Below are 19,875 nucleotides of genomic sequence, written 5' to 3'. Positions count from 1 at the left end.
GTTTTGTAGAATTTTGAGGAACAAATATTGAAAAACCCCTTTCCGATTGGAAAGGGGTTTTTCAATATTATACATTTACAGTTTGTGATACACTTGAATCTAATCCATACGTATCTGGTTTACTTGTATACTGCACTCCACCGACAATTGTAAGTACTACTGCAACTGCTAAAATTCCAGCCACTACTTTTTTCATTTTTCATCCTCCTTATGATTTTCTAACATTTCAATAACTAACTTATAATAGTGATTACTTTGCTCAAAGTTTAGTGATTTAGAAAAATATTCTGCAAGCTCCACATAGACTTTCTTCAGTTCTATTTTATTACCTGCTGATTTATAAAACGGAATAGCTTCCAATTCCAAAAATTGTTTATACTCTCGTGCCTCTTCAAAATACTTCTTTCGAAGCATAAGCAATAAATATAATTTTGTATTAAACCTTTCTTCACGTTTAGCAGCGACAATACCTTTATCAATCCATTCTCTCGCTTCTTCAAACTGCGCTAATTTAATGCACGCTAATGCCATTTCATATAATGTGTCTATATAATTTAAATCTATTTGTTTTTGAAGTTGTAAACCCTCTAAATAATAATCTTTCGCCTGATTATATTTTTTCTTTTTATAGTATATATTCCCGATATTACTCAAAGTAATAGCCTTTAGAACGTCTTTATCTGCAAAAGCCTCTGATTCCCTTAATATATTCTCATACATTTCTAAAGCTTCTTCATATTGCCCTTGTTCTGCATAACTTAATGCAATGAGAATTTGACAGTTTATTACATTGCGAAATTTATACTCATTTCTAAACGCTTCTAGTGCAATATTAGCAAAATGCAACGTAAGATGTTGGATCTCCAAATGACTATACGTAAGAGCTATATTATAATAAATTCCTGTCTCATGATATCCTAGCTCTTTTGCCATAATTTCTGTCTCTAATAAATAAGTTAATCCTTGTTTCCACTTATATTGTAAACAGCATAATAACCCTCTACTATACGTATACAACAATTTCTGAAAAGGCGAGAATTTCTTATATGCCTTCTTAAGTTTCTCCAACTCTTCTGCAATCGTCAGCAAGTCCCTTTTCATCAGTAAATAACGTATATTAAGTAGTTTATAATAATTTATAATTTCAAAATCTAAAACATGTTGCATATCTTCTTGCAATTCATTATAGATACGTTCAACCTGTGCCTTCTCCAAACGAATTAGCGCATTCAACCATTCATCCAGCTTCCCCTTCACATCTTCTTCTACATCTCTCAAATCCGTCACGGCAATTTCTAACCTTGTGCAGAGCAATTGTAGAATCTCTTCTGATGCTTCGATCTTTCCATTTTCGATTTTACTTAAGTATGAGACAGAACAAATGCCCTGACATAATTCTTCTTGTGTCATTTTTTGCTGTAGCCGTTTATAAAAGACTTGTTTGCCTATTTTTTCTAATGTTTGTTGCATTGTCCTCCTCCATTCTCATTACCCCCATTACTCTAATAATACATAAAATCTTGAGAAATATAAATTGATAAATGTTAATTTTCTAAAAAATATGCATTATTTCATTTTTTTCCCTCTTGACTCTACTTCCAAATCCGTTTTTTGCTACGAGCGATGAAAAATTGGTATACTATAACCAAATTATGGAGGTGTTTTCGCGATGACTTATTATAAAGACGATAGCTATGCCTTACATACAGATTTATATCAAATTAATATGGCTTATACATATTGGAAAGATGGTATTCATAATCGCCGCTCGGTGTTTGATTTATACTTTCGAAAGCTTCCATTCGAGAACGGTTATGCTGTTTTTGCTGGCCTTGAAAAGATTGTAGAGTACATAGAAAACTTCAGCTTTACCGAAAGCGATATCGCTTATTTAGCAGAATTACAATTTGAAGAAGAATTCCTTCAGTATTTACAAAATATGAAATTCACTGGGACCGTTCGAAGTATGCAAGAAGGTGAAGTTGTATTTAATAACGAGCCTTTATTACGTGTTGATGCACCGCTCGGCGAAGCACAAATTATTGAAACTGCCCTGTTAAACATTGTGAATTACCAAACATTAATTGCAACAAAAGCTGCTCGTATGAAGCACGCTGCAAATAATGATGAACTTTTAGAGTTTGGCACAAGACGTGCTCACGAGTTTGATGCTGCTCTTTGGGGCACACGCGCTGCCTTTATTGGTGGTTTCTCATCTACGAGTAACGTACGGGCCGGGAAGCGCTTCGGGATACCTGTAGCCGGCACACACGCTCACTCTTTCGTTCAAGCGTATCGAGATGAATATGTCGCGTTTAAGAAATACGCTGAAACTCATAAAAAATGCGTCTTTCTCGTTGATACATACGATACTTTAAAATCAGGTGTTCCAAATGCAATTCGCGTCGCGAAAGAGTTTGGAGATCGTATCGATTTTTACGGTATTCGCCTTGATAGTGGTGATATGGCTTATTTATCTAAAAAGGCAAGAAAACTACTAGATGAAGCTGGGTTTACACATACAAAAATTATTGCTTCTAGCGATTTAGATGAATACACAATTATGCATTTGAAATCTCAAGGAGCAAAAATTGATGTATGGGGCGTTGGAACAAAATTGATTACGTCCTTTGAACAACCAGCGTTAGGGGCTGTGTATAAACTAGTTGCGATTGAAGATACTGATGGAAAATTAAATGATACAATAAAAATTTCATCTAACCCTGAAAAAATTACGACTCCAGGACTGAAACGAATTTATCGCATTATCAATCGAGTTAATGATCATGCAGAAGGCGATTACATTGCATTAGATTCTGAAGAACCAGGAAAAGAAGAACGCTTAAAAATGTTTCATCCTGTTCACACGTATATAAGTAAATTTGTAACAAACTTTGAAGCACGCGAACTGCATAAAGACATTTTCGTTAAAGGTGAAAGAAAATATGAACTACCGGGCATATTAGATATTCAAAAATATAATGAACAGAGTCTCGCGCTATTTTGGGAAGAGTATATGCGAACTTTAAATCCCGAAGAGTACCCTGTCGATTTAAGTCAAGAATGTTGGGATCATAAAATGAGTTACATTCAAACTGTTCGAGAACAAGTTGAAAAAAACATACAAAAGTAAACAGAGAAGTTTCCCCTTCTCTGTTTTTTCAATACTATATGGATATTTGTCAAAAATATATTAAAATAATAAGACAAATGTATTTTATTTGTAAATTTTAATATTAAACTATTTAAAAGTAAAATAATATTTGGTATTATTTTATTGAGTCAATTTCAACAAAATCACCAATAAAAAAGAGGACGCAGGTTGCGTCCTCTTTTTTATAAATCTTTCACTCGTAATACACGCATTGCATTTAACACTGCAAGTAGTGTCACACCAACGTCTGAGAAAACAGCTTCCCACATTGTTGCAATACCAAAGGCACCAAGTAATAAAACGATCCCTTTTACACCTAAAGCAAAGATGATATTTTGCCACACTATACTTCTTGTGCGTTTTGCAATTTTTACAGCTGTCGCAATTTTTGAAGGCTCATCAGTCATAATAACGATATCTGCCGCTTCAATTGCTGCATCTGACCCTAAACCACCCATCGCAATACCAACGTCTGCACGGGCTAATACTGGTGTATCGTTAATACCGTCACCAACGAAGGCAATTTTTTCTTTTCCGTGCTTCGTTGCATCAATTTTTTCAATCTCTTCTACTTTTTGTTGCGGTAGTAATTCCGCATGAACTTCATCTAATCCTAATTCTTTACCGACAGCTTCACCAACTGATTTTGCATCACCAGTTAACATTACTGTCTTTTTAATACCTAGTTCTTTTAACTTTTGAATCGCTTGTTTCGAATCCTCTTTTACCTCATCGGAGATAACGATATAACCTGCATATTTTCCATCTACAGCAACGTGAACTAATGTACCTACTGTTTCTGGTTGTTTAAATTCAACATTTTCTTTTCTCATTAATTTTGCATTACCTGCAAAAATTTCTTTTCCTTTTACTTTTACGACTGTACCGTGACCAGAAATTTCGTTATAATCATCGATTATTTTTTCATCAATTAATTTTCCATATGCCTTTCGAATAGATTGGGCAATCGGATGATTAGAATACACTTCAGCAAATGCCGCATATTCTAATAACTCTTCACTTGTAGTACCTTCGCTCGGTTCCATTTTTGTAACTTTGAAAACACCTTTTGTTAATGTTCCTGTTTTGTCAAAAACAATATATTTCACATCATTTAAAGCTTCTAAATAGTTACTACCTTTTACTAACACACCACTTTTAGATGCACCACCGATACCTCCAAAGAATCCAAGGGGAATAGATACAACTAACGCACATGGACAAGAGATTACTAAGAACACTAACGCTCTATAAATCCAATCAGCAAATGTAGCTCCTTCTAAAATAAGTGGTGGAATAAACGCCATAATCGCCGCTGTAATAACTACAACTGGAGTGTAGTAACGCGCAAATTTCGTAATAAAGTTTTCTGTTGGTGCTTTTTTACTACTTGCGTTTTGAACTAAATCTAAAATTTTTGATACAGTTGATTCACCGAATTCTTTTGTAACTTCAATTGTTAATACACCATTTTGATTCACAAAGCCACTTAATACATCATTTCCAACTTCAACTTCACGTGGTACAGATTCACCCGTTAATGCTGAAGTATCTACCATTGATGTTCCTTCAATTACCTTTCCGTCTAACGGTACTTTCTCACCTGGTTTAACGATAATATAATCACCAATTTGCACATCTTCTGGTGATACTTGTTTCGTTTCATTTCCAACTTTTACATTCGCATAATCAGGACGAATATCCATTAATGAAGTAATTGATTTTCGAGAACGATTTACCGCAATACTTTGGAATAGTTCTCCTACTTGATAAAACAGCATTACTGCAACAGCTTCTGAATATTGTTGAATTGCAAAAGCTCCTAGTGTTGCAATTGCCATTAAGAAGTTTTCGTCAAACACTTGACCACGAGTTATGTTTCTTACCGCTCTCCAGACAATATCTCCACCTATTAATAAATACGCAAGGACGAATAACGGAATTGTTATCATTTGTGGTAAGCCTGCTAATGCAGCAATTGCTGTCAAAATTCCGCCGATCACTAATCGTCCTACCATCTTTTTCACATTTGCTTCACCATGGTCGTGACTATGTTCGTGGTCATGACCACCCTTTTCTTCACGAACGACTTTCACATCTGGTTCTAACTTTTGAACGACATTTGTTATATTCGCTACAGTCGCTTCTAATTCTCTTTTATTCGCTACTTCAACTCGTAATTTCTTTGATACGAAATCAACAGTTGCTGCTGAAATAGTCGGCATTTCTTTCACTTTATTTTCAATCTTCATCGCACAGTTTGCACAATCTAAACCTTCTAATATAAACACTTCTTTTGCCACTTTTGTGTTTTTTTCTTCTTGCACTTTAATGTGCGGTTCTAATTTTGTAACGAGTTGTTTCGCTTCTGTAACAACTTCGCTTTCTTTATTTTGTGCTGTTTCTAAAACCATTGTTTTTGTCGCGAAATTTACAGAGCAAGAATTTACTCCTTCTATATTCCCAACACCTTTTTCAATTTTCATTGCACAGTTCGCACAATCTAAACCTTCTAACATCAGTTTCTTTTTCACTAATGCTTCAGCCATCGTTCTCCCTCCTCGCGTTCTTTTTTTATTCTTCCTCGTTTACGTGTTCAAACGCTTGCTCGAAGATATGAATTACGTGCTGGTCAGCTAACGAATAGTAAACGACCTTTCCTTCTTTACGATTCTTTACAAGTTTTGCTTGCTTTAACACACGAAGCTGGTGTGAAATAGATGATTGTGTCATTCCCAATAAATACGCTAAATCACAAACACACATTTCAGCTTCAAATAACGCATGTAATATTCTTGTACGCGTACGGTCACCTAATACTTTAAATAATTCTGCTACTTTACTTAAACTTTCATCAGTTGGAATAGTTTGTTTTACTTGATCAACAACTTCTTCATGAATTATCGTTTGAGAACATGTTTCTTGTGGTGCTTCTACTTTATTTCCAGCCATTATAGCTCACCTCTTTATTTGAACATATGAACAATCGTTCATATATCTTATACTCTTATTATATGAGCGTCTATTCATATGTGTCAATGAAATCTCATACATTTTTCCGAACATTTTGTTCACATTTTAATAAGGCTTACACATATTTTCCGCATCCATTACATTCTCATACAAGAAAGGATGTACATTTTGCACAAAAGAAAAAGCCTTGCGCGTTCCCTAGACGCACAAGGCTTACTATACTTATATCCCTTTTAATTAAGCTTTTAATTAGCTTGTTCTAAATTATCCTGCGAACTTCCATCTTCTTTTAAATGACTATGTTTTTTCGAATAAACAAAGTATACAACTACTCCGATTGCTAACCAAACACCGAAGTATATCCATGTTTTTAACGGTAAATTTACCATTAAGAATAGACAGCATGCAACTGAAATAATCGGTAAGATCGGTACAAGTGGTACCATAAATCCACGTTGTAATTTCGGATGCGTTTTACGAAGAATGATGACAGTTACACCAACCATCGCAAATGTTAATAACGCTCCAATATTCGCTAAATTCGACAATTCTTTTAAATCGATAAATCCGGCAATTAAAGCACTACCAATTCCTGTTAACCAAACTGAAAATGTTGGTGCTTCTGTCTTCTTGTTAATTTTCGCAAAAGATTTTGGCAACAAACCGTCACGGCTCATAGCGAAGAATACACGTGTCGTAGCGTAGATGTATGCGAAAATTACAGCCATAATACCAATTACAGCTCCAATAGCAATTACACCAGCCACTTTATCTTGTCCTACAACTTCTAGTACATAAGCCATTGCTTCCGGTACATCTAATTCCTTGTAAGAAACCATTCCTGTCATAACTAGACAAACGACAACATAAATGATTGTACAAATGACTAATGAAGCAATAATACCAATCGGTAGATCCCGCTGCGGATTTTTTACTTCTTCAGCAGAAGTTGCTAATGCATCAAATCCTAAGAAAGCGAAGAATACTGCTGCTCCTCCGGCGAAAACTCCACTTATGCCATACGGTGCAAATGGTATCCAGTTTTCTGGTTTCACGTAGAATACACCAACTGCAATGAATAAAACAACAATACCAATTTTAATTAATACCATTATGTTATTCACACGCTTACTTTCTTTTGTACCTCGTGATAATAACCAAGTTATCACCAACGTAACGATAATTGCGGGTAAGTTCACCATACCACCTTGCGATGGAATCGTTAACAAGGCTTTAGGAATTTCAAGTCCTAATCCACTCACTAAGTTATTGAAATAACCCGTCCATCCGCCAGCTACTGCGGCAGTTGTTACGACATATACGGATAACAATGTCCATCCCATTAAATGGGCAACAAACTCACCAATTGTTGCATATGAATATGTGTACACACTACCTGAAACAGGAAGTGTAGATGCAACCTCTGCATAACATAACGCTGCAAATCCACAAACAATTGCTGCAATCATGAATGAAAAAATAACTGCTGGACCAGCATCTCTTGCTGCTACTAATCCTGTTAATACTAGAACTCCTGTACCGATTATCGCACCAATCCCTAGCATTGTTAGGTCGAATGCCCCTAGCGTTTTCGTTAAAGTTTTACTTTTACTTTCCCCTAACAATTGCGTAACGGATTTCTTTTTAAATAGGTTGGCCACGATGTATGCCCCCTTTTGCCAAGAAGAGCTAAGAGATCTTCACTCTTAGCTCTTATCATGTTGGTTTATATATTGTTCGATTTTGTTTTGTATAATGCTTCTATTAGCAAGATACTGTTTCTGCTTCTAATAATTCTTTAGCACCTTTGTACTCTACACCGTGAGCTTCTGCAACTGCTTCGAATGTTACATAGCCGTCTAATGTGTTAATACCTTTTAGTAATGCAGAGTTGCCTAGGCAAGCTTCTTTGTAGCCTTTGTTAGCAATTTGTACTGCATATGGTACTGTTACGTTTGTTAATGCAAGAGTTGATGTACGTGGAACCGCACCTGGCATGTTTGCAACTGCATAATGAACAACGCCGTGTTTTTCGTAAGTTGGGTTATCATGAGTTGTAATACGGTCAGTTGTTTCGAAAATACCACCTTGGTCAATCGCGATATCTACAACAACAGAACCTGGTTCCATTGATTGAATCATTTCTTCTGTTACAAGTTTTGGCGCCTTTGCACCTGGGATTAATACTGCACCGATTACAAGGTCAGACTCTTTTACAGCTTCTGCAATATTGTAAGGATTAGACATTAAAGTTTTTACTTGGTTTCCGAAAATGTCATCTAATTGACGAAGACGTTCTGCACTTAAGTCGATGATTGTTACATCCGCACCTAGTCCAACTGCAATTTTAGCAGCATTTGTACCAGCTTGTCCACCACCGATGATTGTTACTTTACCACGTTTAACCCCTGGAACACCTGCAAGTAAGATACCTTTACCGCCTTTGTTTTTCTCAAGGAATTGTGCACCAATTTGTGCAGCCATACGACCAGCTACTTCACTCATAGGTGCAAGTAATGGTAGAGAACGGTTTTCTAATTGTACTGTTTCGTATGCAATCGCAACAACTTTCTTCTCAATTAACGCTTTTGTTAATTCTGGTTCTGGAGCTAAGTGTAAGTATGTGAATAAGATCAAACCTTCGCTGAAGTGTTTGTATTCGCTTTCAATTGGTTCCTTAACTTTCATAACCATTTCCATGTTCCAAGCTTCTTCAGCTGTATCAACGATTTTTGCTCCCGCTTCAACATACTGAGCATCTGTGAAACCAGATCCTAAACCTGCACCCTTTTGAATGAATACTTCGTGATTGTTACGAATTAAATGTACAACACCTGCTGGTGTCATTGCCACACGGTTTTCGTTGTTTTTAATTTCTGCTGGTACCCCAATACGCATAATGAAATGCCCCCTTATAATTAACAGAAAAAAGAAAGTCTTTTTTCTTTTTGTAATAATTAATAACTTATGTCCTTATTCTAGCATAACTTAAAAGTTATGAAAACGCTAACATATCATTTTTTTAAAGTTTATATATTTAGAATAGTGTAAATATATAAAACATTGATTCTATCAGGATTCTCGTTTCATCCCATAATCTATCACTCTATTTTTATTATACTCCCCCAAAATAAGTACCATTCATTTATTATTCGACAATAATGTAACAATGTAAAAAAAACAAATGATGCCGTATACATATACAGTTATTAATTTACACAATACTTTAGGGATATATTCTTTTCATAAAAAAACAGCTGCTAGCATTTAGCTAGCAGCTGGATAACTTATAAATAACTTGGAAAATAAATCATCTGTCGTTTCAGTAATTTTATCAAACAGATCACTTTCTTCCTCTTCTTGCTCTTTTAACATCTTAATCGTTTCACGTGCATCTTCAGGATAATCGGTAATGATACCATCTACGTTTAATTTATAATATCCCTTTAAACTTTCCATATCATTTACCGTCCATACGTAAATTGGCTTGTTTAACTTCCTTGCTTCTTTTACTAACTTCTTATTTAACATATATTCTTCCGCTACATAAAAATCAGCTTTCACATTCTTTAAGTTGGCTCTACTTGCATACAGTATATATCCTACTTTTATATCTGAATTTGCACGCTTAAACTCTTTAATAAGTGGATAGTGTAACGTTTGAATTACACATTGCTTCTCAAATTCATTATCTTTAATCGTTTTTAATACTTTGTTTACAAAGTCTTTTTCGCCCCCATGAAGCTTCACTTCAATATTGAGTTTGATTTTCCCCTTTGCAAGTTTAATGATTTCATCAAGTGTACTTATTTGTCCTGAAAATCCATCTTGACTAAGAGTAAGCTGTCTTAATTCATCCATCGTTAAATCTGACACATGCACATTGGCATTTGCAAGACGTTTTAACTTCAAATCATGTATAACCGCCAGTTCACCGTCTTTCGTTTGTAATACATCTATTTCAGCGTAGTCTGCTTTTGCATCAATAGCACCTTGCACAGCTTCTTTCGTATTTTCTACCCCTTTTGATATATATCCGCGGTGCGCCATAATAATCGGTTCTTTATACGAATTTGAAATAAACGTTACAATGAAGGCAACGACCATTCCGGCCGTAATAATCCCTACAATATATACACTAATAAATTTCCAACGATGTTTTTGGAAGAAACATTTATCTGCTTTCGTTTTCGAATAATCTAATCCTTCCTCTAATAACACATCTTCAACCGGAACCTTTTGTAAGTACAATCTTGTTATAGCCATAATATAAAATGGTGTCACAATGAAGCTAAATAAATACAATGTACTTGTTAGGAATACAGAAATCGTCGATTCGGCTAATAATGCAAATGTTCCTTCCGGGTTTGTAAATTCATACACACCCCATAGGCACAATAAATATATTCCAAAAAACACAATATAAACAAGCCCTATTGAAATGAAAAATCCTACTAAAAAGAATAGTACTTTAAAAAAGCTTTCTTTTACTAAAGCTGCACTTTTGCGTGCTGCTGTGCGAAACGGTTTTTGTTCTAAAACGACAATAGGTAAAACAAAAATCCAGCGAAGGTTCAAATACGCAACTACAGCAAAGAACGTGTAATAACCAACTTGTCCCATCGTTGTCTTTGCCAATTCTCCTGTAATGAAGTTAGGAATTTGAATTTGCGGAATTAATGCCGTTTCATATCCCATACTTAAAAGAGGTAACAATACGACAGCATATAAAATAAATCCCGGTAAGCAATATGTGAAAAGAGTAGGTAAGTACGTTACGGTTTTATATAAAATCGGACGTAATTTCACCTTTTGTCTTTTATGAGCGAAGTACGAAATGATAATAAGCACCGCAAATTCCGTAAAGATAAGAAACAGTGCTAACAATGATAAAATTACGATTGCCAAAATGCCGTATGGTGTCTTTAAAAACGCTAATAATTCATCATTCGTCGCATTTGCATAACCACCAAAATACAATAACTTATTAAAAATGATCCCGAATAGCGGGACAAATACAATCGCTGCTAATAATTTATAAGCAAGTTGAAAGGTTAATACATTCCAAAAAGCAAATCGAACTGTTTGAAAGGAATGTCCCATTACTCCTGGTATAGATAGTCTTTTACGGTGTTGCATATATTCCTCCACATTCTAAAACGATATTTGAGATGGATTCCACATTTCCATTTCTAATCCATCTTTTTAATAATAATATATTCCGCTTAACATGAACACTCTTATACATACAATGAAAAAAGTGATGGCTACTTCCCATCACTTTTCATTTACTCTATTTTTTCTCTAACCCTTGTCCAAATGCTTTCAAGAAGCTAAAACCGAATGTAATAGCTCTATTGATATCTGGATCTTTTAACACTTTAAAGAAATCCATCACTTTTGTTTTTTTACCACTATTTAATTCATCTGTTGCAAATTGCAATCCAGTGACTAAACTCGATGTAATTTGCTTTGTTACTTCCGGATCAACTGAGGATAGTGCTTCCCCCGCCCCCATCATATTGTTAAGTGCATTTTTAACTGGTTCACGATTTAATTGCTCCACAGCGATTTTTGAAACATCTTCCTTCGCAGCAAGTAAACTAATCGCTGCATCTAATATACCAGCCTTCTGCAGCTGTGCTAAAAGCTGCATCGTTTCTTCTACTGCTTCACGATTATTAGATAGCTCATTTAGAAGTTCATCTGCTACTTGCTGTTTCTGTTCTTCCTCTGTTACAGTTTTCTTTTTAATTAAGGTAATTTCTTTCGCCACTATCTCCGCCCCCTAGTCCACCAGTGATACGTATTGTTTTCTTTGCCATTTTTGCTCGATTTCAACACCATTTTGCGGATTACGCTTTTTATCTCGCGGGTTTGAAGATGGTAATGGGCGATTTCCTTTTTCACGTAATATACGCATTTTCACCATCGTTTGTTTATACGCTGGTGTACACGTATAAAGGTCGGTTGCCGTCCCAGTTAAAATATTAATCGCTTCTTCATTTATCGTTGCATGCATCGGTAAATATAACTCTTTCCCCGTTACACGATCAGTAATAAGCGCTTGTACTTTAATTTTTCCAAATGGTGATGCTAATTCCACAAGACCACCATCTTTCACATTGCGCTCTATAGCGAGTTCTGGTGAAATTTCAACGAATACTTCAGATACTTTAGATAAAATACCAGCCGACTTATTCGTCATATTCCCTTCATGGAAATGTTCTAGCATACGTCCATTATTTAAAAGTAAATCATACTCATCTGGCGCTACAACCGGTGGTACCCATTCATCTAATGATAAACGAGCAAGTTTATCCGGGAAGTTAAATCCGTCTACATATAATAGCGGTGTATCGCTACCATCATGACTACCCCAACATAAACTATTCCAACCTTCTAGACGATCGTACGTTGCTTGAGAGTATAACGGTGCAAGTGATGCAATTTCATCCATGATCTCACTTGGACTTTCATAATTCCAATCCCCGCCTAGTGCACGAGCAACTTTTTGTAAAATCCACCAGTCGGGCTTGGAATCACCAAGCGGTTTCAATACTTCATATAATCTTTGAATACGGCGCTCTGTATTCGTAAACGTTCCTTCTTTTTCTAAGCTTGGTGCCGCTGGTAAAATAACATCAGCAAAACGAGCTGTTTTTGATAAGAACATATCTTGAACAACTAGGAAATCTAAATTCGCTAAAATATGTTGCACATGGTTCGCATTTGAATCGACTAAAGCCATTTCTTCACCCATGACATACATACCACGTAATTTTCCTTCTTCCGCCGCAAGTAACATTGCGATATTATTTAATCCTGGTGCTTTCGGAATAGTTGTACCATATGCTTTTTCAAACTTAGCACGAAGCGTGTCATCTGATACTGCTTGATAACCTGGAAGCCAGTTTGGTAATGTTGCCATATCACAAGCACCTTGTACGTTATTATGTCCTCGTAATGGGTATGCACCTGCACCCGGACGACGATAGTTACCCGTAACAAGCAGTAAATTTGAAATGGCAGCGGACGTTGTACTTCCTCCTGTATTTTGAGTTACACCCATTCCCCAAAGTATACAAGTACCATCTGCTTCATATACCATACGAGCCATTTCTTTCAGATTTTCTTTCGAAATCCCTGTAATTTTCTCTGTATAGTCCAGCGTATATTTCTCTACCATTTTGCTATATTCATCAAAATTCTTTACGTTTTCAGCTATGAACTTTTTATCATGCCAATCTTGATCAATAATATATTTCGTAATACCAGCAAGCCATACGTAATCCGTTCCTTGGCTCGGATGAATAAATAAATCCGCACGCTCTGCCATTTCATGTTTACGAAGATCTGCTACAATCAGTTTTTGCTCGTGTAATTTATGAGCACGTTTTACACGCGTCGCAAGTACAGGATGTCCTTCTGTTGGATTCGCACCAACGATAATGACAAGGCCTGCTTCAGCTATATCCTTCACTGTTCCAGCATCCCCGCCCATACCGACGGTTTTAAATAAACCGTCTGTCGCTGGAGATTGACAGTAACGAGAACAATTGTCCACATTATTCGTTCCGTATATTTGACGAGCGAGTTTTTGCATAAGGTAATTTTCTTCATTCGTTACTTTCGAAGAAGAAATAAATCCAAATGCATCGCTTCCATATTCAGATTTAATATGCTGCATGTTAGAAGCAACAACTTCTAATGCTTCTTCCCAAGTAGCTTCAACAAACATATCTCCTTGGCGAATTAAAGGCTTCGTAATTCGATCTTCACTATTTACAAAGTCCCATCCAAATTTACCTTTTACACATGTGGAAATACCATTAACAGGTGCATCTGAAACCGGTTGTACTTTTAATATATGACGATCTTTCGTCCATACTTCGAATGAACAACCGACACCACAAAATGTACAAACTGTTTTTGTTTTATTAACTTTCGTCTTACGCATCGCAGCCTCTACTTCTGAAACCGCTAAAATACTACTATATCCAGGCTCTACATCCTTTACAAAATCAATCATTGGATCTAACACATCTGGTTTTAATCCTGTCATGAATCCAGCTTCACCTAACATTGATTTTTCCATTAACGCATTACATGGACATACTGTTACACACTGCCCACAACTTACACAAGATGAGTCATTTATGCTTACACCATTGTCCCATATAACACGCGGACGATCTAAGCTCCAATCTATCGATATAGTTTCATTGACCTGTAAGTTTTGACATACTTCTACACACTGTCCACAAGCAATACATTGATTTGGATCATACCGATAAAACGGATGTGACATATCCACTTCACAAGCACTTACCTTCGGCTCATACGGATATTTCTGTTCTTCGATCCCCATCATATGAACTGTATTATGAACCTTACAATTACCGTTATTGTTATCGCATACGGTACAATACAATAAGTGGTTTTCTAATAGTCGATCCATCGCCTCAGTCTGCGCCTCTTTTGCACGCTGTGACTGCCTTTCAATATGCATACCATTCTCTAATTTCGTTGAACAAGCACGCATTAACTTCCCATCTACTTCTACAATACACGTATCACAAGTTTGAATTGGATCTACTTCTGGTACATGACAAATTTGAGGATGTTCTAAATTACTCTCGTTAAATAATTGTAGTATTGTCTTTTCACCTGATGCTGAAAATTCTTTACCATCTACGGTTACACGGACTGTCTGTTCTGCCATAGTTTCCCCTCTCCTTACAACCAACTGTACAACACATTTATGAATCCGTTTTCATAAATGTGTTGTACATATTTTTGAAACGCTCTGCCCAAATACTTTTCTTATGAAGTCGATTCTAGATGTTTATAAGGTATCACTACGAAAGCTTGAAAATTTCACTATTCTACATTTCTATTATATCGTATATATACAATAATAACCAAAATAATCTGATACCTTCCTTCTAATAGATGTTTTTATTTTTTCAATGTTTTATGATAAATGTAGAAGCGAAATACGTATAAAAGGGGAATTTAATATGGGGCCTACACAAGAGAATTATACAATTGTACGCTATCAGTCTGGTACATTTTCAAAACAACTTGATGAGATTGTCACAGAATCTCCTATCACTATTAAATTAAATGGCGAAGAATATGTAACAGTCGTATGTACACCAAATTACATCGAAGATATGGTGATTGGTTTTTTAATTTCTGAGGGAATTATTTCTTCTTATAAAGATGTTGGAGAACTATGGGTTCAAAAAGATAACGGAATTGTCCATGTAACATCATCAAAAGTAAATCCGCTCTATCAAAATTTATATAATAAACGATACATCACTTCCTGTTGTGGAAAAGGTAGACAAGGCTTTATTTTCGCTAACGATGCCGCAAAAGCAAAAGATTTACATGATATACATGTGAAAATTACTCCTGAAGAATGCTTTCACTTAATGAATACTTTACAACAATCTTCCACTACCTTTCGCCAAACCGGCGGTGTTCACAATACCGCGCTATGTGATCGAAATAATATCCTCATATCAAGAATGGATATAGGAAGACATAATGCGTTAGATAAAATATACGGTCATTGTTTGCGCAACGACATATCTGTTAAAGGAAAAATCATCGCATTTAGCGGGCGTATTTCATCTGAAATTTTACTCAAAGTTTCAAAAATCGGATGTGAAATTGTTCTATCTAAATCCGCTCCAACAAAACTAGCATTGCAACTCGCTCATGATTTAGGCATTACAGTCGTAGGATTTATTAGAAATGAATCTTGCAATATTTACACACATCCACATCGAATTGATGGTTATTAATCGAATAACTAAAATAACTCCTCGATTGAGGAGTTATTTTAGTTATAAAAATGTAATATATTAAACACTTGAATAGTTAATGAAGTTAATATATAATTTCATTACATAATTAAAAACAAAACATTGTAGCATATATCTTTTCATTCTTTTACAAATTAAAAGAGACTGCTAACAAAACACATACACAATCTTATAAAAGGTCCACTTTATTTGAAATCAACCAAGGAGGTTACAACTATGGAAATTCGCTTATTAACGACAGAGGACGCAGAAATATATTTAAAAGTTTGTATGGAAGGTTTAACGAAGAACCCGGAAGCTTTTAGCTCTTCTTATGAAGATGTTCTTAAACATGAGGATCCTGTAGCTGCTATGGCAAAACGATTAAGCAATCCGGATAAGTATACTCTAGGTGTCTTCAAAGATAACGATTTAATTGGTATTGCTACTTTAGAAACAAAACCATTTATTAAACAAGAACATAAAGCAAAAATCGGTTCCGTCTTTGTTTCCCCAAGAGCGCGTGGCCTTGGAGCAGGACGAACTCTAATTAAAGCAATTATTGAAAATGCCGATAAATTACATGTAGAACAGCTTATGCTCGATGTTGTAGTTGGTAACGATGCCGCAAAAAAATTATATGAATCATTAGGTTTCCAAACTTACGGCGTACAAGAACGTTCATTAAAACATAACGGTCAATATTGGGACGAGGAACATATGGTTCTGTTCTTAAATGATTAATACTTCAATATAAAGTGAAACTTTACTCAGTGGGGGATTTTTCCATCTCCAATGAGTATTAGTTGAACCAATCGGGCTTTTACGGGCAGTTATCCAAAAGCATCTTCTTATTAAGGAAGGTGCTTTTTCATTACAACAATGTAATCTTCATGTCACCTTTATCGATCGTACCAAACCTTTCCATTCATTATACTAAAAGTATAAAATGAAACTTTAATTGGTGTGGCATCACTTATGAAATGAACGTATAGCATTCAATTGATAGGTAGAGGAGAATGTGACATGAAACAAAACAAACGAGCTATGCTTTTAATATTTACTACAGCAATTGTAACTTCTGGGTTAGCGATTTTACCTTGGTTTATTATATAGAACTATTCCACTAATAATGAAAAAAGCTTATTGCTTCTTAAGAAGCAATAAGCTTTTTTATATTATAAAATCCCCAAAATTTTATTTACACAACTTATAATAATAACCATAGATACGGCAATGCACATGACAACCGTATTACGATCTTGCTTTTCTTTTTTTGAAATTTCTTCTTTTGGATTCATGTGTATGATCTCCTTTTTAAAAAAAGTGTGAGATAGGAAATTTTTCTTATCCGATGCGAGGTGAATACGAAAATCCTCTCTATCTCACATACACAATAGAATGGAATTGTCATTTTATAAATAAAATGACATGACGTTATGTCGCAACATAGGGTATTTTGTGTCGCTACGTTTTCTATTATAAAAAATAGTTGTGCAAAACTAGTGCATTTTTTATGTCAATTACTCTGAGCGAAAAATAACTCTTCCACTCAATCACATAAAAAGAGTTTTTTATTATTTTCATGTAAACTATACAAGTAGAATGAACAGTTTGGGGTGCACAAGATTATGGTAAAAATTTTATTAGTAGACGATGAAGAACGCATGTTAAGATTATTAGATCTGTTCTTAAGTCCTCGTGGCTATTTTTGTATGAAAGCTAACTCTGGCCTTGAAGCACTAAAATTAATAGAACAAAAAGACTTCGATATTATTTTGTTAGATGTTATGATGCCGAATATGGATGGATGGGATACTTGCTATCAAATCCGTCAAATTTCCAACGTTCCAATCATTATGCTAACAGCTCGTAATCAAAATTACGATATGGTGAAAGGTCTTACTATGGGCGCAGATGACTATATTACAAAACCATTTGATGAGCATGTATTAGTCGCACGAATCGAGGCTATATTACGTCGTACAAAGAAAGATGGATTTGTTAGCTTCAATGGTATCGAGTGGGATAAAACGAAACATACTGTCACAGTTTATGATGAGAAAATCTCACTGACACCTATCGAATTTTCGTTACTTGGACTATTCTTACAAAATACAAACCGCGCTTATAGCCGAGATGATTTAATCGAAAAAATTTGGGGTTATGAAACAGACATTGAATATAGAACAATCGATTCACATATTCGCAATATCCGTGATAAATTACGTAAAAAAGGATTTCCAGTTGAAGATTACTTAGAAACTGTCTATAAAGTCGGATATAAATGGAAAAGTGAATAATTACTTCGGTCAGTGGACAATAGTATACCACTGACCCTTTATATGAAATAAGGTATGGTGAGAAAATGAGTAAACTTTCACTTAAAATTGGGACATACTTTTTAATATTAGCTTTATGTATTGAAACAATTGCTTTCGTATCTTTTTATAAAAGCATATCAACAATGCGTGTGAAAGAAGAAACCGATGCTCTATTAGAGAAAGGTAATCGGTATCGTGATAAGATTGTAAACCGTGCAAGATGGAATGAATATTCTAAACAACAGCAATACACAGAACGTCCTAAACATCCTCGGTATCAGGATTTCACTATCGAACATGCGGCTGAAGATTTAATCGGTTCCGAATTAATTGCTAATACTGATATAACAATCGTTATAACTGACAATAACGGCAAAATTATTTCTAACTCCGAACCCGTAACGAAAGAAATGAAAAAACAACTTACTTGTAAAACAGAACTTATCCCAAATAGCGGGTTAATTGTAGAAAGAAACTGGAAAAAATCAAAATTCATTTCAACAGTAAGTCCACTTGAAATTCAAGGATTTCAAGGTAATTTATATATGTTATTAAAGACGTCTTTCTTAGAAAAGATGTTACTTAAACTACTGCATCAATTTCTTATCATTAGTATTTTGACGATTATTTTAACGACTATTTCTGTCTTTGTTTTTTCTCGTGTTATTACTGAACCGCTTATAAAAATGAAGAAGGCAACAGAAAAAATGTCAAAATTAAATAGGCCAATTCAATTAGGTATTAAACGGAATGATGAACTTGGAAGCTTAGCAAAAACAATTGAAGATTTATCGAGTGAACTTACGTATATGAAAAAAGAGCGCAATGAATTTCTCGCTAGTGTCGCTCATGAACTATTAACTCCATTGACCTATATGAAAGGTTATGCGAAGGTAGCAAAGAGAGACTCTTTAACAAAAGAGGAGCGAGAAGAATACTTACAGATCATTGAGGATGAAACAGATAGTGTAACCGATCTCGTCCAAGATTTATTTATGCTAGTGCAATTAGAACAACATCAGTTTATTATAAAAAAACAAAAAGTGATCCTTAAACCATTTTTAGAACGAATGGTCGAAAAAACAAAAACAACATTAACTAACAAACAAATGAAACTCCATGTATATTGCAAAGATGATTTAGAAGTTTGCATAGACGAAAGACGTATGGAACAAGTTATGTTAAATTTATTACACAATGCTTATCAACATTCGCCAGAAAACACATCTATTACGATACGTGTACTCACGGAAACAGATTCTTTTACAATAAGTGTAGACGATGAAGGAGAAGGTATTCCTGAAGAAGATATCTCACATATTTTTGATCGTTTTTATCGTGTTGATAAATCCAGAACGAGAGCTACTGGAGGAAAAGGTATCGGGCTAGCTGTTGCAAAAGAAATTGTGGAATTACATAACGGTTCCATTCTAGTAACAAGCCAAATAGGAGTAGGAACAAACTTTATAATCGAGCTACCTTTTGAATAAGATGCGTGTGAAAACACCAGTAGTAGTAAACACTACTGGTGTTATTTTGTTCATAAAATCAGCTCATATAAGCTAACCTTTTGAAATTATTCTTATTTCAATATAAAATAAAGGTA

Annotated in this window: 15 protein-coding genes; 5 read left to right on the top strand and 10 right to left on the bottom strand. The window is 35.0% G+C overall.

The features are described 5' to 3' along the window. Positions 1–67: 67 nt before the first annotated feature. Together KVT31_RS23590 and KVT31_RS23585 are read right to left on the bottom strand one after the other, a co-directional pair. Positions 68–196 carry an NprX family peptide pheromone gene (locus tag KVT31_RS23590; RefSeq protein WP_088095103.1) on the bottom strand — a complete coding sequence of 43 codons (129 nt, stop codon included), beginning with the start codon at positions 194–196 and terminating at the stop codon, positions 68–70. Continuing rightward, positions 193–1,470 (bottom strand): tetratricopeptide repeat protein, encoded by a 1,278-nt coding sequence (locus KVT31_RS23585; RefSeq protein ID WP_088095102.1) that lies wholly within the window; start codon positions 1,468–1,470, stop codon positions 193–195. The genes KVT31_RS23590 and KVT31_RS23585 overlap by 4 nt, the downstream gene beginning before the upstream one ends. A gap of 199 nt (positions 1,471–1,669) precedes the next feature. Here KVT31_RS23585 and KVT31_RS23580 point away from each other — a divergent pair, with 199 nt between their 5' ends. Beyond that, positions 1,670–3,133 carry a nicotinate phosphoribosyltransferase gene (locus KVT31_RS23580; protein ID WP_088095101.1) on the top strand — a complete coding sequence of 488 codons (1,464 nt, stop codon included), beginning with the start codon at positions 1,670–1,672 and terminating at the stop codon, positions 3,131–3,133. Positions 3,134–3,336: 203 nt separating this feature from the next. Here KVT31_RS23580 and KVT31_RS23575 read toward each other — a convergent pair whose 3' ends face one another. From KVT31_RS23575 to fdhF, 7 genes are all read right to left on the bottom strand, one after another. Continuing rightward, positions 3,337–5,703: a heavy metal translocating P-type ATPase gene (locus KVT31_RS23575; protein WP_088095100.1), complete on the bottom strand. Its 2,367-nt coding sequence runs from the start codon at positions 5,701–5,703 to the stop codon at positions 3,337–3,339. Positions 5,704–5,728: 25 nt separating this feature from the next. Then, the gene (locus tag KVT31_RS23570; RefSeq protein WP_088095099.1) at positions 5,729–6,106 is read right to left on the bottom strand and encodes an ArsR/SmtB family transcription factor; all 378 of its coding nucleotides are present in this window, start codon (positions 6,104–6,106) and stop codon (positions 5,729–5,731) included. A gap of 266 nt (positions 6,107–6,372) precedes the next feature. Next, on the bottom strand, positions 6,373–7,788 hold the full coding sequence (locus tag KVT31_RS23565) for an amino acid permease (protein ID WP_088095098.1): 1,416 nt from the start codon (positions 7,786–7,788) through the stop codon (positions 6,373–6,375). Between the two features lie 103 nt (positions 7,789–7,891). Further along, the gene (gene ald / locus KVT31_RS23560; protein ID WP_088083212.1) at positions 7,892–9,025 is read right to left on the bottom strand and encodes an alanine dehydrogenase; all 1,134 of its coding nucleotides are present in this window, start codon (positions 9,023–9,025) and stop codon (positions 7,892–7,894) included. A 369-nt stretch (positions 9,026–9,394) separates the two neighbouring features. Beyond that, positions 9,395–11,266, bottom strand: coding sequence for a glycerophosphoryl diester phosphodiesterase membrane domain-containing protein (locus KVT31_RS23555; protein WP_088095097.1), 1,872 nt, complete (start codon positions 11,264–11,266; stop codon positions 9,395–9,397). Between the two features lie 154 nt (positions 11,267–11,420). Next, entirely contained in the window at positions 11,421–11,903 is a 483-nt protein-coding gene (locus tag KVT31_RS23550; protein WP_088095096.1) for a helical membrane plugin domain-containing protein, read from the bottom strand. A gap of 12 nt (positions 11,904–11,915) precedes the next feature. Beyond that, entirely contained in the window at positions 11,916–14,852 is a 2,937-nt protein-coding gene (gene fdhF, locus KVT31_RS23545) for a formate dehydrogenase subunit alpha (RefSeq protein ID WP_088095095.1), read from the bottom strand. Positions 14,853–15,150: 298 nt separating this feature from the next. Here fdhF and fdhD point away from each other — a divergent pair, with 298 nt between their 5' ends. Both fdhD and KVT31_RS23535 read left to right on the top strand, forming a co-directional pair. Then, positions 15,151–15,945 carry a formate dehydrogenase accessory sulfurtransferase FdhD gene (gene fdhD / locus KVT31_RS23540; protein ID WP_088095094.1) on the top strand — a complete coding sequence of 265 codons (795 nt, stop codon included), beginning with the start codon at positions 15,151–15,153 and terminating at the stop codon, positions 15,943–15,945. 237 nt (positions 15,946–16,182) lie between these two features. Continuing rightward, positions 16,183–16,689, top strand: a complete 507-nt coding sequence (locus KVT31_RS23535) for a GNAT family N-acetyltransferase (RefSeq protein WP_088095093.1) — start codon at positions 16,183–16,185, stop codon at positions 16,687–16,689. Positions 16,690–17,123: 434 nt separating this feature from the next. Here KVT31_RS23535 and KVT31_RS30635 read toward each other — a convergent pair whose 3' ends face one another. Further along, positions 17,124–17,246: a hypothetical protein gene (locus KVT31_RS30635; RefSeq protein WP_001068388.1), complete on the bottom strand. Its 123-nt coding sequence runs from the start codon at positions 17,244–17,246 to the stop codon at positions 17,124–17,126. Positions 17,247–17,576: 330 nt separating this feature from the next. Here KVT31_RS30635 and KVT31_RS23530 point away from each other — a divergent pair, with 330 nt between their 5' ends. Both KVT31_RS23530 and KVT31_RS23525 read left to right on the top strand, forming a co-directional pair. Next, positions 17,577–18,248, top strand: coding sequence for a response regulator transcription factor (locus KVT31_RS23530; RefSeq protein WP_088095092.1), 672 nt, complete (start codon positions 17,577–17,579; stop codon positions 18,246–18,248). Between the two features lie 65 nt (positions 18,249–18,313). After that, positions 18,314–19,759, top strand: coding sequence for a HAMP domain-containing sensor histidine kinase (locus KVT31_RS23525; protein WP_088095091.1), 1,446 nt, complete (start codon positions 18,314–18,316; stop codon positions 19,757–19,759). Positions 19,760–19,875 lie beyond the last annotated feature (116 nt).

Source organism: Bacillus sp. GbtcB14 (genome assembly GCF_019091205.1).
In the GTDB taxonomy this organism is placed as follows: domain Bacteria; phylum Bacillota; class Bacilli; order Bacillales; family Bacillaceae_G; genus Bacillus_A; species Bacillus_A cereus_AG.
This window is presented reverse-complemented; position numbering and strand designations above follow the sequence as displayed.